This window comes from Pseudoalteromonas sp. MT33b, assembly GCF_014117385.1.
In the GTDB taxonomy this organism is placed as follows: Bacteria; Pseudomonadota; Gammaproteobacteria; order Enterobacterales; family Alteromonadaceae; genus Pseudoalteromonas; species Pseudoalteromonas lipolytica.
In genome coordinates this window covers 944016-960064 of sequence record NZ_CP059831.1, presented here as the reverse complement: position 1 = coordinate 960064, position 16049 = coordinate 944016, and the positions used below count along the sequence as shown (strand labels likewise).

14 protein-coding genes are annotated in these 16049 nt (G+C 39.6%); 1 reads left to right on the top strand and 13 read right to left on the bottom strand.

Annotation, left to right across the window (positions count from 1 at the left end):
• Positions 1–89: 89 nt before the first annotated feature.
• Together H3302_RS04420 and H3302_RS04415 are read right to left on the bottom strand one after the other, a co-directional pair.
• Positions 90–1496, bottom strand: a complete 1407-nt coding sequence (locus tag H3302_RS04420) for a sigma-54 dependent transcriptional regulator (RefSeq protein ID WP_075593866.1) — start codon at positions 1494–1496, stop codon at positions 90–92.
• Positions 1493–2605 carry a PAS domain-containing sensor histidine kinase gene (locus tag H3302_RS04415; RefSeq protein ID WP_036970150.1) on the bottom strand — a complete coding sequence of 371 codons (1113 nt, stop codon included), beginning with the start codon at positions 2603–2605 and terminating at the stop codon, positions 1493–1495. The genes H3302_RS04420 and H3302_RS04415 overlap by 4 nt, the downstream gene beginning before the upstream one ends.
• Before the next feature lie 127 nt (positions 2606–2732).
• On the opposite strand from H3302_RS04415, the gene H3302_RS04410 reads away from it, so the two are divergent.
• The gene (locus H3302_RS04410) at positions 2733–3320 is read left to right on the top strand and encodes a DNA-3-methyladenine glycosylase I (RefSeq protein ID WP_075593865.1); all 588 of its coding nucleotides are present in this window, start codon (positions 2733–2735) and stop codon (positions 3318–3320) included.
• 107 nt (positions 3321–3427) lie between these two features.
• Here H3302_RS04410 and H3302_RS04405 read toward each other — a convergent pair whose 3' ends face one another.
• From H3302_RS04405 to flgL, 11 genes are all read right to left on the bottom strand, one after another.
• Positions 3428–4867, bottom strand: a complete 1440-nt coding sequence (locus H3302_RS04405; protein ID WP_074988678.1) for a sigma-54 dependent transcriptional regulator — start codon at positions 4865–4867, stop codon at positions 3428–3430.
• Positions 4868–5008: 141 nt separating this feature from the next.
• Complete coding sequence (locus H3302_RS04400) at positions 5009–5794, bottom strand: flagellin (protein WP_182396188.1); 786 nt, start codon at positions 5792–5794, stop codon at positions 5009–5011.
• A 392-nt stretch (positions 5795–6186) separates the two neighbouring features.
• The gene (locus tag H3302_RS04395) at positions 6187–8289 is read right to left on the bottom strand and encodes a 6-hydroxymethylpterin diphosphokinase MptE-like protein (RefSeq protein WP_180311424.1); all 2103 of its coding nucleotides are present in this window, start codon (positions 8287–8289) and stop codon (positions 6187–6189) included.
• Between the two features lie 6 nt (positions 8290–8295).
• Positions 8296–8592, bottom strand: coding sequence for a hypothetical protein (locus H3302_RS04390; RefSeq protein ID WP_180311423.1), 297 nt, complete (start codon positions 8590–8592; stop codon positions 8296–8298).
• Positions 8582–9004: a flagellar export chaperone FliS gene (gene fliS, locus H3302_RS04385; protein WP_118844090.1), complete on the bottom strand. Its 423-nt coding sequence runs from the start codon at positions 9002–9004 to the stop codon at positions 8582–8584. The genes H3302_RS04390 and fliS overlap by 11 nt, the downstream gene beginning before the upstream one ends.
• 37 nt (positions 9005–9041) lie before the next feature.
• The gene (fliD, locus tag H3302_RS04380; protein ID WP_118844089.1) at positions 9042–10445 is read right to left on the bottom strand and encodes a flagellar filament capping protein FliD; all 1404 of its coding nucleotides are present in this window, start codon (positions 10443–10445) and stop codon (positions 9042–9044) included.
• A 27-nt stretch (positions 10446–10472) separates the two neighbouring features.
• A complete protein-coding gene (locus tag H3302_RS04375; protein WP_118844088.1) occupies positions 10473–10892 on the bottom strand; it encodes a flagellar protein FlaG in 420 nt (139 codons plus the stop codon).
• 89 nt (positions 10893–10981) lie between these two features.
• The gene (locus H3302_RS04370) at positions 10982–11947 is read right to left on the bottom strand and encodes a flagellin (protein WP_118844087.1); all 966 of its coding nucleotides are present in this window, start codon (positions 11945–11947) and stop codon (positions 10982–10984) included.
• A gap of 163 nt (positions 11948–12110) precedes the next feature.
• Positions 12111–13079 carry a flagellin gene (locus H3302_RS04365; protein WP_118844086.1) on the bottom strand — a complete coding sequence of 323 codons (969 nt, stop codon included), beginning with the start codon at positions 13077–13079 and terminating at the stop codon, positions 12111–12113.
• 426 nt (positions 13080–13505) lie between these two features.
• Positions 13506–14471 (bottom strand): flagellin, encoded by a 966-nt coding sequence (locus tag H3302_RS04360; protein ID WP_118844085.1) that lies wholly within the window; start codon positions 14469–14471, stop codon positions 13506–13508.
• Between the two features lie 345 nt (positions 14472–14816).
• The gene (flgL, locus tag H3302_RS04355; protein WP_118844084.1) at positions 14817–16049 is read right to left on the bottom strand and encodes a flagellar hook-associated protein FlgL; all 1233 of its coding nucleotides are present in this window, start codon (positions 16047–16049) and stop codon (positions 14817–14819) included.

Sequence of the window (16049 nt, the reverse complement as noted above, 5' to 3'; positions counted from 1 at the left end):
CAATGTGTTAGGTGGTTATTTTGTTTGTCAGAGTTTTGACAGCAAACAAGCCCACACGGAGTGAGCTTGTCAGTTAAAGGGGGATGCTTTTAAGCGGGTAATGCAATACCTAAATCGCGCATTTGAGCTAGTTTATATCTAAGTGTTCGTGGACTAATCCCTAATGTTTCAGCAACCTCTTTGCGCTTTCCTTGGCACCTAGCTAGGGTTTCTAAAATAATGCGATGCTCTTTGTCTTTAAGCTCATCTTTATAATTTCCCTGCTCGTTAACAGATGGAATTTCGTCATGCATGGGGTTAACCACTTGCTCTTTATAAACCGGGGCATTTTGCACCGGTGCACTATTTACAGTCTGTGCTTTAACCGCTAAGAGCTCTTCAATAAATATATCGTCTTCATGAATGCTATTACCATCACATAGTATCAGTGCACGCTGAATCACATTATCAAGTTCACGGACATTACCCGGCCAAGCATGCGATAGCAGTTTTTGCTTAGCTTGCTCAGTTAATAATGCGATAGGCTCTTTACTTCTGATGCAATGACGCTCAATTAAATGCTCTGCAAGGACAATAATATCACCTGGGCGCTCACACAGCGGACGCCACATTAAAGGAAAAACATTTAAACGATAATACAAATCTTCTCTGAATAAATTTTCGCTAACAGCTTCTTTTAAATCACGGTTACTGGTTGCGAGCACTCTAACATCGAGCTCAATGGTTTTACGACCACCCAAACGCTCAACTTCACGCTCTTGCAAAACACGCAGTAACTTAGCTTGCAGACCTAAATCCATTTCGGTGATTTCGTCAAGCAAGATAGTGCCACCTTGTGCTTGTTCAAATTTGCCAGGACACGCTTGAATCGCCCCAGTAAACGCGCCTTTTTCATAACCAAACAAGGTCGCTTCTAACATGTTCTCAGGAATAGCAGCACAGTTAATCGCTACAAAGGGGGCATCTGCGCGACTTGATTTATCGTGAATAAAGCGCGCCAGCACTTCTTTACCCGAACCACTGGGTCCGAGCACCATGACACTGGCATCTGAACGTGCCACTTTACTGGCCAGCTCAAGTAATTTAATACTGGATGGATCCGCGACAATCGGCCCATCGGTTTCTTTTTCTTTCTCGGGTAAATAACGACTCACCATATTCAATAAAACTTCAGGTGCAAATGGTTTAGCCATATAATCAATAGCCCCTAAACGCATTGCCTCAACCGCATCATCAATGGTGGCGTATGCTGTCATCATTAATACTGGTAGCTCAGGGTAATTAAGTTTAATGCTACGCAATAAATCAAGGCCGCTCATCGCGCCCATTTGTACATCGCTTACCACCAATGAATACGTTCCTTGCTTTAGCAATACCATTGCTTGCTCGGCACTGTCGGCAGCGATGCAATCAATACCTGACATTTCCAATGTATCAATTAAGGCTTCGCGTAAGCCTGCGTCGTCTTCAACGACTAAAATAGAGTTCGTATTCATCTTGCCTCCACTGACGTAGTTTCTGCACTAATGGGCAGGATTAAACTAAAACATGCCCCCCCATGGGCATTATTAGCCACTTCGACCCGTCCTTGATGTGCATTAGCGACTGAGCTTACGACTGCAAGCCCAAGCCCTGTACCTTGGCTTTTCGTTGTGTAAAAGGGTTCAAATAATTTTTCGGCTTGGCTAATATCGACTCCAGGGCCATTATCGCTGACGCTGATACGAACACAGTGTTCACTCCTCTCATCACGCTGAGCGCTGAGTGACACTTTTGCGTGCTGGCCAATAATTTGAATACTGTTATGAATAAGATTTTGAACAGCACTGGCTAACGCTGTTTTATTGCCCACAATTTCAATATCGGGCTCTGGCAAACTAACGGTTAATTCACTGTGGTTTTGCGCCACCATAGCATCAGCTCCTGCTTTTACTTCATTGAGTAATTGCTGCATTGATACACGCTCAACTACTTGCTGTTCGCCACTTTTAGCAAACAACAACATATCATTCACTTGGGTTTCTAAATCTTTTAATCGTGACATTAACTTGTTATGAAAATTACCCCGTGAGCTTTCAGGTAAGCGTTTAGAGCCTAAATTAGCCGCATATAACATAGCAGCCGAAAGCGGTGTTCTTACTTGATGCGCAAGCGATGCGACCATTTTACCCAGCGCACTCAGGCGCTGCATGTGCGCAACACGCTTTTGCAGTCGGCGTGTTTCGGTCAAATCGGTCATTAAAATTAATTGCCCCGGTTCTGGCGTCAGAGCCGTTATATCAAGCTTAATCAAGCGACCATCTTTGAGTGAGACTTCGTGACCATCATCTTGTTTAGGACGAAAAGAGCGCTGAATAACGCTGAACCACTTTTCACCTTCCAGAGGCTCACCAAGCATATCGATAGCGATTTGATTCGCTTTTGCAATCATGCCGCGGCCATCCAATACCACAACCCCCGCAGGCATGGTATCAACCAAATGGCTCAACCAACTTGCTTGCTGACGAAGTTCACTCAACTCACCCACATACTCTTCTTGCTGTAAACATGGGTTATATTGATTAGCTGTGATAAATTGTGGTTTTAGTACATGTGCTAAGGCCATAATCGATACTCAAAAAATCGTGTCTAGCTGTATAAATGCACAATCCGTACCATAATTATTATTGTTTTATTTCAGTAGTTTAGCATTAATTTTACAACGACAAAAAAATGACAATTGCGAGGGAACGATGCAACACCATCACCACAACCGCTGCCCATGGCTCGATACCAGCAAAGACGATTATGTCGCCTATCATGACGAAGAATGGGGGGTGCCAATTTATGATGACCACCGCCTTTTTGAATTCATTACTTTAGAATCTGCACAAGCAGGACTCAGCTGGTACACAATTTTAAAAAAGCGTGATGGCTACCGTCGCGCCTTTAAAAATTTTGTTGTTGACGACGTTGCACAAATGGATGACAGCGACATTGAACGCCTAATGCAAGATGACGGCATTATTCGCAATCGCTTAAAAATTGCCGCCACGATTAATAATGCCAAGCGATTTATTGAGATACAAAAAGAGTTTGGTAGCTTCTCAAATTACCAATGGCAGTTCGTTGGGGGCAAACCTTTGGTGAATAATGTCGATAAACTTGAAGATTACCCAGCCATTACTGAAGCCTCGACAGCATTTGCAAAAGATTTAAAAAAACGTGGTTTTAAATTTTTAGGTCCAACAACTGTTTATGCCCATATGCAGGCCTGTGGCATGGTTAACGATCACAGTAATGATTGTTTTAGAAAAGCCCAGATAATCGAGCAATATTAAGCGCTTGATTTAAATAAAGGAAGGTAATGCGATATCAAGTAGGTCGTACTTTAGCCTGTTAATTCAGGTATTCCCGTAAACATCGACCTACATAATACAAACAAGCGCTAGTCTCGCGATAAGTTATATTTTTTCATTTTTTCGACGAGTGTCGTGCGGCGCACGCCCAAAATTTCGGCAGCACGCGCTACAACATAGTCATAACGCTCAAGCGCTTGACTAATTAGGCTAATTTCAAGTTCTGCTAAGTATTCTTTAAGCTCAATGCCATCATCTGGTAATAAACCCGAGTCAACATGTGTAGCGGGCGTTTGCGGCTCTTCATCTTCATAATCGCTAAAGCCAGTGCTGAATATATCGTTAAATGCATCTCGTTCCATCAACTCTTCAGGGTACTCAGGCTGATAGGCTTCAACTTCTATGTAACGATACTTTGCAGGTAAATCTGGCACATCAACCACTTTATCAGGGAACATGATCACCATACGCTCAACCAAGTTTGCCAGTTCACGAATATTTCCAGGCCACGCATGCTCTTTTAAGCTTTGAATTGCCCGCTCTGTAAACTTCGCCGTCGTGCCACTTTGCTCGTTAACACGACGCATTAACTCTTTAAGCAGGAGCGGAATATCATCAGCGCGTTCGCTTAACGACGGGTTCTCAATAGGAAATACATTTAAACGATAGAATAAATCTTCACGAAAATCGCCTTTTTCTATCATCTCTTCTAAATTGCGATGGGTCGCTGCAATAATGCGCACATCGGCTTGAATTGGTTTCGTACCACCGACCCGCTCATAGCTTCGCTCTTGTAAAACGCGCAGCAACTTTACTTGCATCTGTAGCGGCATATCACCAATTTCATCAAGAAAGAGCGTACCACCTTGGGCTAATTCAAAACGTCCTTTTCGCGCCGAAATTGCACCTGTAAATGCGCCTTTCTCATGGCCAAATAATTCACTTTCTAATAACTCACCCGGAATGGCACCACAGTTAACGGGAACGAATGGGCCGGAGCTGCGCTTAGATAGCAAATGAACATTTCGCGCAACCACTTCTTTACCCGTTCCAGATTCACCGAGTATCAGCACATTGGCATCGGTTTTAGCAACTTGCTCAATTAAAAAACGCACATCTTTAACGGCATCTGTTTCACCAACCAAACCATCAAACAATTTATTCGATTTTGACTGTTTATGATCGCCCGGCAACATGCGTTGATATTGCTGACAATCATGTAAAAGCTGCGTAGTCACATCATGATTAAATGGCTCACAAATTAAGCCTACAACATTGGCAATGCTTAAAAGTGGCTTTAACGTTTCACCAATCAAAAGAAAAGGGATCGCAGGAAACTGCTTAATGACAGACTCATGATCTAATTGCTGAAGTGCACCAAGAATAACCATGCACTCTTGTTGTTGATGTTTTTCACAAAATGATTGAAGTGTTGACTCATCAACGAGTTGTACAGCTTCTCCGATAAAAGTGAGGGCTGCATTTAAACCAATCGCACGATTATTATTATTGTCTAAAATTAAGATCATTATTGGCGAACCACAGTGACTACGGGTTAGTTAGTTTCTAAATTGTAAGCGAGTTTAAGAGGGATGCAAGCGCTAAGCGGCAACTTTTTGACATCAACGCCAAAAAATAGTCACTTAGCAGCTATAACCAATACTAAAGGGTTAAAGCAAACCCAAAATTGATTCTGCAGAACGGTTGGCTTGTCCACGCAGTGCAACGGATGCCTGCGATAAAATATCATTAGCAATTTGATCAGACACCGCTTTTGCATAATCAGTGTCTTCAATTCGACTTTGACTTGCTGCAATGTTTTCGCGTTGGTTACCCAAACCTTTTATCGTACTTTCTAAAGTGTTTTGAAATGCACCTAACTCAGCACGTTGCGTGTTAATTTCTTCGCTCGCTTGGTCGCTTATGTCAATCGCAGCTTGTGCTCCTGCTTGTGTCGAGATATCAATACCCGCAATCACTGAGGCGATACTGCCGTTACTCGGCGTAATTGACTGGGTGGTATTGGCATCTGGTCCCACTTGAAATGACACTTGTTCACCATCAAACAATGGCTTACCACCAAAAGTGGCATTTTCAAATGTTTCTGTGATCTGTGTTTGCAACTGCGTTACTTCTTCTTGCAATGCTGCTCTGTCATTGTCTGTCAGTGCACCATTGCCTGCTTGGATAGACAGCTCGCGGATTCGCGACACCGCATCGTTAACGCCCGACAAGTTAGACTCAGTCACTTGCGAGTAAGAAATACCATCATAAGCATTGCTAATAGCTTGGCTATAACCATTTTGCTGAGAGGTTAGCCTATCAATAATTTGCAGTGCAGCGGCATCGTCCGTCGCAGAATTTACTTTTTTACCTGTCGCTAATTGTTCAGCAAGCTTGTTATTTGCTTGCTGAGTTTGATTGAGTAACCCGGTATTGGGTGATTGAATTTTCATAGCGGCCTCCGACAAACCGATTGCTTAAATTATAAGCAAAAAAGTGGCAAATTGGAATTTATACCAAATCGTTTAACTAAGAGAGGTATTTTGAGGTAAGAAAACCGCAAAATGATTTTGGATTTTTACAGATTGATATCAGATAGGCGATCGAGACTAATTCCAGGCTAGCTATGAACATCCTCCTAAGTAAAAGAAAGTCGCATTGCTAAAGTTCGAGCAAATCAGTAAAGCTAATTGTTAAAAAGCTATACCACGTGTATTTAACGACAAACTTTATTGAAAATAAGTTATAGCCTATTGATAGATCATAGTAACGATCTTAAAGACTTTAACTGTGCACTCTTGAAGCAATAAGTTAATTTAAGAAAAGCATATTACTTATAATTTCTCTACTTATGTGCTTCGTGCACTGTTTTACATTTGGTTTTCCAGTTCACTCTAAAATCACCTTTCACTTCAATTAAGAAAGCAATCCAAAGTTTATTAATCCGAGAAAAGTAATCTTTTGATATTTTTTCATCTTCAAAATAATACAAAGTAGTCAGAAGGGGGCAGAAAAAGTACAGCATAGTCCCTTTCAGCAAATTAAAAATATGGGGGTGGGCTGAGCGTTTATAAGCGTATATTACGCGTTGCTGCCGATTAACTAAATTACTCGCTTCTTCACGAGATGAGTAATGACTACTCGCTAATTCAATTAAATGATCACAAAGAGACTCAAACTCATCAAAGTTAAGTTTACCTTCAAAATCATCAAAACTTACTTTTTGGAAGTTTGATGACTTTATCTTTTCGATAATCATATCTTTATCATCGATCACTTTTGATAAAATTACATCATCCTCAGATAACGGTTGAGTTCCTGAAATTCGAGCACCCTCACCTACATTGTACACGGCCACGGATTTAGGTAACTGCCTTGCTAATCTTTCAAGACTGTTTTTCGACATGGCCATTAAAGGTGTTGCTTTAACGGCATAATTTAAATTCGCTTCAAAATCAATATCAGCACCAGCTGGGGCACTGTATTTTGATTTAAGGCCTGTATCAGAGTAAATACTTAGCTTCGAGTGCGTTTGACCACTTAACGAATAACCATTATCGACACCTATTAGGTAAATATTTTTAAACCCTAACGTAGTTGCAAAAGAAAAAGCGGTATTAGAAACAAAAGGTCCACTTGCTGGTAGTTCTGTAATTGGTTGTCTGTATTTTAAAAAACTATGTAGTGTCAAAAATGCGGTAGATGCTTCAGGCCCTTTTAGACCTAAACCTGCCCATTTATAAAGCTTTGGTAATTCAGGATAAATAACATCTACTGATAAAAGATTTAGCTTTTTGTACTCTTCTCTTGGCAGTATATCTACTAACACATCATATTGAGATTTAGGCCTTTCAACAATCACATGAAAATCTGGTGTTATGCCTACTTTTAATAAACTTTGGAGTGCAGTTCCGGCAGCAAATATGATGGCTTTATCTTGATTTTCTCTTATTAGATCAATAGATTGGTCTAATGAAGGACCATTCCCTACTACAAATACTGGAACATCATCTAAAAACTGATTTTCTTTTTCATTCTTAAAGTAAAATTCTATTCCGTTTTCAACATTGTAAATACTGTGGGCTAGCCCTGTAATTCCATCATTGTAAAAACCAAAGCCTTGGTGAAGCTGGTAGTAGTTTTTGAAAAAAGATTTAATTAACTCATTAATTTCTTTTGAAGGGTAATGTTGGAAACAAAAGCTATTTACTACAGCAGTAGAACCTACTTCGAGAGATATCCTGTATACCTCTTCAAAAAACGACTCATAATCAACGCCAATACTTAAAAAAAGTGAGCTTCCCGCATTATCTAAATCATGAATGACTTTTTGCCAATCAATACAAAACAAACTCGCAAAAAATAGCTCAAAGTCAGGCTCACAAATAAAAACATAGTCAAAACTGTGCTTTTTCATTAATTCAGGAATGTGATACCCCAAACCAATGCCAAAGATGAGTGCCGTAGGATAATGAGTAGGGAGACTAAATGCTAATTTATGCGAACGCTCTTTCTTCCGCTCACTTAAAATACCACTTAATTTAGACATATATTTCATGTGCAGACGATCGTCATCAGGACTTGTATCCCATTTCTGAGTTGAAAAATAGTCTGCACGACCAAAGTTTGCTTGCGAGGTGTATTTATCTACTTGTTCTTTAGCTTGGGCTTTTGGATTATCACTATATAATACAACTTCAGAGTCTTTTGGTTTAAAGTTACCATGGCCTGACTTAGTGACATGAAGGCAGAAATCTTCTCTGGGTTTATAGCTACTTACAACGTTAAAAATATCAGGATAATATTTCCTAAAGACTTCTAGGTTTAGTACAAATCTTTCATTTGCTTCTGAAGCAAACTTTTGCTCACGCTCTTCATGCGCCCTTACCTCTGTCAATTTATCTGCAAGGTGATCTAATTCTTTATCTAAACCCAAAGTGCTTTTCATCTGTTCCTACTTTATTTGGTTATAAAGGCCTACTTTCTTTTTATTTTTAACGATACTCGTTAGTTGGCTTTTAGCTTCGTTCTTCTTTAAAAGAATATCAGAACTGTATCCATCTAACTTCTGTAACAACTGATTTAATTGAGGATGAACTTCAGATGGGATGTCACTATCTGAGTTAAAAAAACTCTCGAGCATCAAATGTAACTCATTGACTAATTCAACACAGCTTTCAATGTTTTCTTCGCTCAACGCTGACTCAACCTTTTCAAGTTGAGCTTGCAAATCATGAATATTAGCTTGCATGAGCACTGTTTTCTGAAAACGTTTTATTGCGAACTTCAACTGGGATCGCATCCCATGCAGATTTAATTTCTTTTAATAACCCAGATACTTCATCAATAATTTCTATATCATTTTTAATTGATGCATCAATGAGTCTGTCAATCATGTATGAATAAAGTGCGTATAAGTTTTCAGTAACCTCTCCACCCACTTCAAAATCTAAACATCCACGTAATGCTTCAAAAATTGCTGAGGCTTTAGATAAGTGCTCACTCTTAGCTTCTAGATTTTTTTTCTCTATAGCAACTTTAGCTAGTACCATTTTTTCTAAAGCACCAGCCATTAACATCTGGATTATTTCATAGCGATCAGCACCCGCCACACGAGTCTTAAGTGCCTCTTTTTGGTAATTTTTAACTTTAGCGTTATACATGGTACACCTTTATATCTAAAAAAGAGAAAAGCAGCGTTTACGAAGATGACTTCTTAAACCCTGGAAGGCTTGATAATTGAGCGCTCAAATAGCTTTGTGTTGACTGCATTTGCGCTAACAATACGTCTAAACCCGCATATTGCTGACGAAGTCTAGCCTCTAACTCTTCCATTCTGTATTCATGATTAATAATATCATCTTCTAAGTCATCAAGTTGCGAGTTTAAGTTAGTTTCTCGCTGATTCATGATCCCTTTAGAATCTAGATAGTTATCAAACAATGACTCTAGTTGTTTTGCTATTCCATTTTCACCTGCAAAAGCCTTGCCAATATCATCATAATTCTCATCCATCGCTTCATTTAGGCTGCGAACTAAACTAGACTTCTCAAGATAGCCTTCTTTATCTATTCCTAAGCCTATATCAAATATGCTTGAAAATGGACCTGCATCGGTCAAGGGAGTTGATAGTGCATTTACTAACTGAGAATCAAAAGAACGAATTGTAGAATCTGAGTTTAATGGTTTGCCAATTCGAGTCTGTAAACCTATTTGACCGATTAAATTGTTATAGTTTTTTATAAACTCATCAACTAGAGCTGTTACGCTTTCTCTATCAGTCTCAACGGATAGTTTCGCTGTTTCGCCATCAACACTCTGACGTTTAGCAACAATTGTCATATCCTGTACAGCATCTTTAAAAGTATTGGTGTCGTTAGTTATAGTGATACCATCAACTTTTATTGTTGCATCGCGTGCTTCATTACCCGCAGCAATAGCGATACCACCAGCTCCTCCAGCGTTTGCAACTGTTGAAACATTATCGAGTTCAGCATTATCGTTAGTAATAACTAAATCATTGCCAGTTCCAGACACACTAGAGCTAAGCACTAACTTTGATTCTGTTCCAGTATTTATAATATTAGCAGTCACACCAAAATTATTATCAGAACTGTTAATTGCGTCTCGTAAATCAGCAAGCGTGGCGCCCGCATCAAGTGTAAGATCAAAGCTCTTATCGCCAGCGGCAAATGATAATGTACCGCCTGATGCTGTCACTACATCATCTGTTGACGTAAATAGACCAGCATTAGATGTTGCTCTACTACCTTGAGCAAGTTCAACCACTTCAATATTAAAATCACCGGGTGATATGTCAGAAGTAGGTGTAACCGAAATTAAATCGCCATCATCACTCGTAGGCTGTTTGATGTTAGCAATACGCTTGTTGAAATTATCAATGTCTGCTAGCTTTTCAATTGTATCTTGAAGCGTAGACATTGCTGACTTTACTTCACCAAGTGAAGAAAGCTCGACCTGCAAAGATTGTTCTTTTCTAGCAAAAGCTTGTAATTTAGGGGTATTTTCAGCTGACAGTGTTGCACTAATAATACTTTCTAGATCAAGGCCAGAACCAACCCCTGCTGATGTAATTAAAGCCATACTAATACTCCTAAAATATCTAAATCTCTATGCAGTTCTATCGAAGAGCAAACCTTTATTGCTTAATTTATCGGCAAATTCTTCCAAAGCTTTAGCCACTTCTCGAAATTCCTCGGTAGGGATTTCTCGAATTACTTCATCGTTCTGTTTATCAAGAACTTTGATTACTGGGGGGTCACCCAATTCATCAAATTCAAAAATCAAATTTGTCGAAGTAACGGGAATATACTCATTCAGCTTTTCTAAGTTTTGCTTCACTTCAGCAATCAGATCTTTTTTATCTTTTTGCTCAGTCTTAGACTGTCTTTCTATGTCTATTGGTTCTCTTCCAGCAAGTTCCGTGCCTTTCGCGAGTTTTGCGTTATCTAACTCTGCTTTTGTGTTGTTGGCACTATTCGTTGTTGAAAGGTTTTCATTAGACCTTTGAGTTGAATTAAGATCTATCATCATAACACCTCAAAATGTTAACTCATATCAAGTATAAGCCACTTCAGGAAAAAATACCTCTGTCTAAAGTGGCTTATAAATCAAGTAAATTAGCCTAGTAGAGAAAGCGCTACTTGAGGACGTTGATTTGCTTGACTTAAGATTGACTGGCTAGCTTGCTGTAAGATTTGCATCTTAGTTAAGTTAGCTGTTTCTGTTGCGAAGTCTGTATCTTGAATACGAGAACGTGCCGCAGATAAGTTTTCAGCGATGTTTGATTGATTACGAATGGTTGATTGGAAACGGTTTTGTACCGCACCAAGTTCAGCACGCTTCTTATCAACAACCGCGATCATCGCATCCATACCAGCCATAACAGCTTGAGCATTACCTTGTGTCGATACACTGATACCTGTTTCTGTAAATACACCAGCGAAAGTATAAGTTGAAGCGGCAGCAGTACCACCTGCATCACTCACACCAGCTACCGATGACGCTAATACACTGCCAGAGATTGCAGATGCAATACCAGCGATACCTGATAGCGTGAAACCACCGTTTGCAGACATCGTGTTGGCTGTTCCACCAACATTCTGCATGCTAAAACCAATTGTTTGAACTGCATCTGCGCCGACTTGGAAGTTTGCTTCATAAGAACCATCCAGAAGGTTTTGGCCACCAAAAGTTGTATCTTCTGCAACACGGTTTACTTCTGAAGATAAAGAACGAATTTCTTCTTGAAGCGCTAAACGGTCTTCATCAGTATTTGAACCGTTTGTTGCTTGTTGAGCAAGTGTACGTATACGTTGAAACATTGATGTTACTTCATCAAGCGCACCTTCAGCAGTTTGCGCAAGTGAAATACCATCATTGGCATTACGGTTACCTTGAGTTAAGCCATTAACTTGGCCTGTTAAACGGTTGGCAATTTGCATACCAGCCGCATCATCTTTCGCACTATTGATGCGTAAACCAGATGATAAACGTTTGAATGATGTATCTAATGAGTTGCCAGAATTCATTAACTGGCGCTGTGCGTTCAATGAACTCACATTAGTATTTACGTATAAAGCCATATTAGCCTCCGCTTTATCATTTTATAGAAGAATAGCGGGATACCCCTACCCTGCTATTCAACCGACTTAGAGTCCTAGATTGATAGTTCTCTAACTCATTTATCGTCTGATAAAGCGAAAGCTTTAGCTTTATTTGTAAATATTTTAAATATTATTTAATTTTTTATCCTTGAAGTAAGCTCAACGCAGCCTGAGGTCGCTGATTTGCTTGACCCAAGATTGTTTGACTCGCTTGCTGTAGGATCTGGTTTTTTGTCAACGCTGCTGTTTCTGCAGCAAAGTCTGCATCTTTAATACGCGATTTTGCAGCTGATAAATTCTCTGAAATATTAGCTTGGTTACGAATCGTTGATTGGAAACGGTTTTGTACCGCACCAAGTTCAGCTCGCTTTTTATCAACAACAGCAATCATCGCATCCATACCAGCTAATACAGCTTGTGCATTACCTTGCGTTGACACACTAATACCTGACGCTGTAAACACACCAGCATAAGAATACGTTGAAGCAGCTGCTGTACCACCTGCATCACTGACTCCTGCAAGACTTGAAGCTAAAACACTACCAGATACTGCTGATGCTATTCCGGCGATGCCTGATAATGTAAAACCACCATTCGTAGATAATGAATTATCTGTTCCACCGACATTTTGCATACTAAAGCCGATAGTTTGTACTGCATCAGCACCCACTTGAAAGTTAGCCTCATAACTACCATCAAGTAAGTTTTGACCACCAAAAGTTGTATCTGTAGCAATACGATTAACTTCATCAGATAACTGGCGAATTTCTTCTTGAATTGCCAAACGATCTTCATCCGTATTTGAACCATTCGCAGCTTGTTGAGCAAGCGTCCTAATACGCTGAAATGTAGATGTAATTTCATCCATCGCGCCTTCAGCTGTTTGCGCAAGTGAAATACCATCATTCGCATTTCGGTTACCTTGATTAAGGCCTAGAATTTGCGATTGTAAACGGTCAGAAATTTGTAAACCTGCTGCATCATCAGCAGCACTATTAATACGTAAGCCTGAAGATAGACGTTTAAATGAAGTATCTAAATCAGTACCTGTTCTGTCCAATTGTCTTTGTGCGTTTAACGCACTAACATTAGTATTTACATATAAAGCCATAATAAACTCTCTTCTTATCTGTCAAAGTTTAGTCACTTCAAAAGTGATTTTGACAAAGTGACTCGTTACAGCGGCAAACCTAAGTCGCCTGGGGCAAAAAACTGCCACTTTGCGGGTTAGTTAGTTAACTTGAGATAAGTAGAGCAATTAGTAGGCCAATTATTTAAGAAGATAATAAAGAGAACGAAAAAAGGCTCCAAAGGAGCCTTATAAAGAGATAAGTTTAAGAGTGGGTTAAATCAACACAAACTATGGCATAATCTGTGCTTAGTAATTTATGTTCTTACAAATGTTAGAACACTACTGTCAGGATTTTGAGCGCCTCCGCTTTATAATCCTATCTTGGCGCCTTTGTTAATACCCCATTAGACAAAGGCGCTTTTTCTTTAAGTCAATATTTTGACTTCATATTCTTTAAGCTAACTATTAACCTAGAAGACTTAATGCCGCTTGTGGACGTTGATTTGCTTGGCTTAAGATTGTTTGGCTAGCTTGTTGTAAGATTTGCATCTTCGTTAAGTTAGCTGTCTCTTGAGCAAAGTCTGTATCTTTAATGCGAGACTGTGCAGCGCTTAGGTTTTCAGAGATATTCGATTGGTTACGAATTGTTGACTGAAAACGGTTTTGTACAGCACCCAATTCCGCACGCTTCTTATCTACGACCGCAATCATTGCATCCATACCTGCTAACACAGCTTGCGCATTACCTTGAGTAGATACACTAATACCTGTCTCAGTAAATACACCTGAATAAGTGTATGTTGAAGCAGCTGCCGTACCACCTGCATCACTCACACCTGCAACACTTGAAGCAAGCACGCTACCTGAAATTGCAGATGCAATACCTGCGATACCTGATAATGTGAAACCGCCGTTTGCAGACATTGTGTTAGCAGTTCCGCCTACATTTTGCATACTAAAACCGATAGTTTGCACCGCATCAGCACCCACTTGGAAGTTTGCTTCGTAGCTACCATCTAGTAGGTTTTGACCACCAAACGTTGTATCAGCAGCAACACGATTAACCTCAGAAGATAGTGAACGAATTTCTTCTTGAATAGCCAAACGGTCTTCATCTGTGTTTGAACCGTTTGATGCTTGTTGCGCCAAAGTACGAATTCGTTGGAACATTGATGTTACTTCGTCAAGCGCACCTTCAGCTGTTTGCGCTAGAGAGATACCATCATTCGCGTTACGATTACCTTGGTTTAGACCATTAATCTGTGATGTTAAACGGTCAGAAATTTGTAGACCTGCTGCATCATCAGCTGCGCTGTTGATACGAAAACCTGATGATAAACGTTTAAACGAAGTATCAAGTGAGTTACCTGAATTCATTAATTGTCTTTGAGCGTTTAATGAACTAACATTTGTATTTACATAAAGTGCCATGATATTTCTCCCGAAGTAAACTTATCATTTACTCTCAAACTTACTCTAATTAAGCGGTAGCGGTTATTTGCTACGCTGCTTGGTTAATTAAGTTATCGGTCCGCTCAAAAAATCCTTTAGCTATTTTTATAAAAAATTTAAAAATATTTCTAATACTATGAATTTAAACAGTAAAAAACATCAACTTTTTACTGTTCAAAATTAAACCACAGCAAACAAGCAGTAAAAAATTGGGTGACATTAAGTCTAAAGAAATAAAAACGAATACTTAAATGACGTAGAAAGGGATATTTTAAAAGTGGTTTTTAAAAGCTAAGCTCAAAAATGAGCTTAGCTTGGGGGAAATTATAAATAATCAAATAACGAAAGGTTTGCTAAACGACCAAAAGTCGCTTGTGATGCTTGCAGCGCCGTTTCTTGTTTAGTGAGTTCAGTGATAGCTTCTGCCATATCAAGCTCAACAAGCTCTGCTTTCGCTGCTTTATTGCTAATATCTAAATCACTATTTGATTGCTCTATTTTTTCTGCCGTATTTAACCTGCCACCCAGGCCAGCTTGAACCAACGACACCTTATTTTTAGCATTCTCTAATTGCACTATTGCATCAGCCAATACTTGGTCAAACTCATCCTGAGTTAAATCAGGATTGGTGAGCCCCGCAATTAAGCTATTTAAAGTATTGAGGGCGTTTTCTTTTTGTGGGGCTTCTAATTGAACGTCAATCTGCCCATTAGCAACTGGCTCAACAGAAATTTCCATACCTTGGTAGATTATTTTACCGTTTTCAAAACTACCACTGTCAATAGCGGTTCCGCCAAGCTCGACCACAAAAGTATTTGGGGTGCCAGTTGTGGTAATAAAGCTCAGGGTATTCGCATTGGCTGCTGCCGTCGGATCTGCGTTGTAATTGGCTTTGTGAAATTTATCAAACTCAGCTTGCTCAGTGACATATATTTTAGAACTGGTTATGCCGCCTGAAACTGTACCATCGTTCGACACCACATTTAAACGTGCATCGACTTTTTCGAAAGTATCATAGCCATTGTCACTTGATTTTATTTCAACACCTTCTGCGACCTTTATCTTATGTTGGCCTTGGTCGCCACCATATTGATAACTACCCGATGTACTATCATAAGAATAAGCAGGGGTATTATCTTGATAACCAGAAAAAATATACTTACCGTCTTCTGTTTTCGCATTCATTAAATCAAGCACGGTACTTTGCAGTGCTTTTACTTCTTCAGCAATGCCTTCGCGGTCAATATCACTATAAGCGCCATTACCTGCTTGGATCGATAAGGTATAGGCAGATTCAAGTGCACCTTTAATATTCTGCAGTACACTTTCTTCTGTGGTTAATCGACTCGTTAGCATTGTAATGTTTTTGCTGTACTGCTCGTTACCCTGAATGCGGTCACTGTAAAGCAATGCACGTGCTGTAGCAGAAGGATCATCTGCGGCTGTTAATACGCGCTTTTGCGTATTGACTTGCTCTTGTGCTTTACTGACATTTTGTTGACTGTTAAGAATAGAGTTAAGGTTATTCTTATACATCATGTTATTTGAAATACGCAT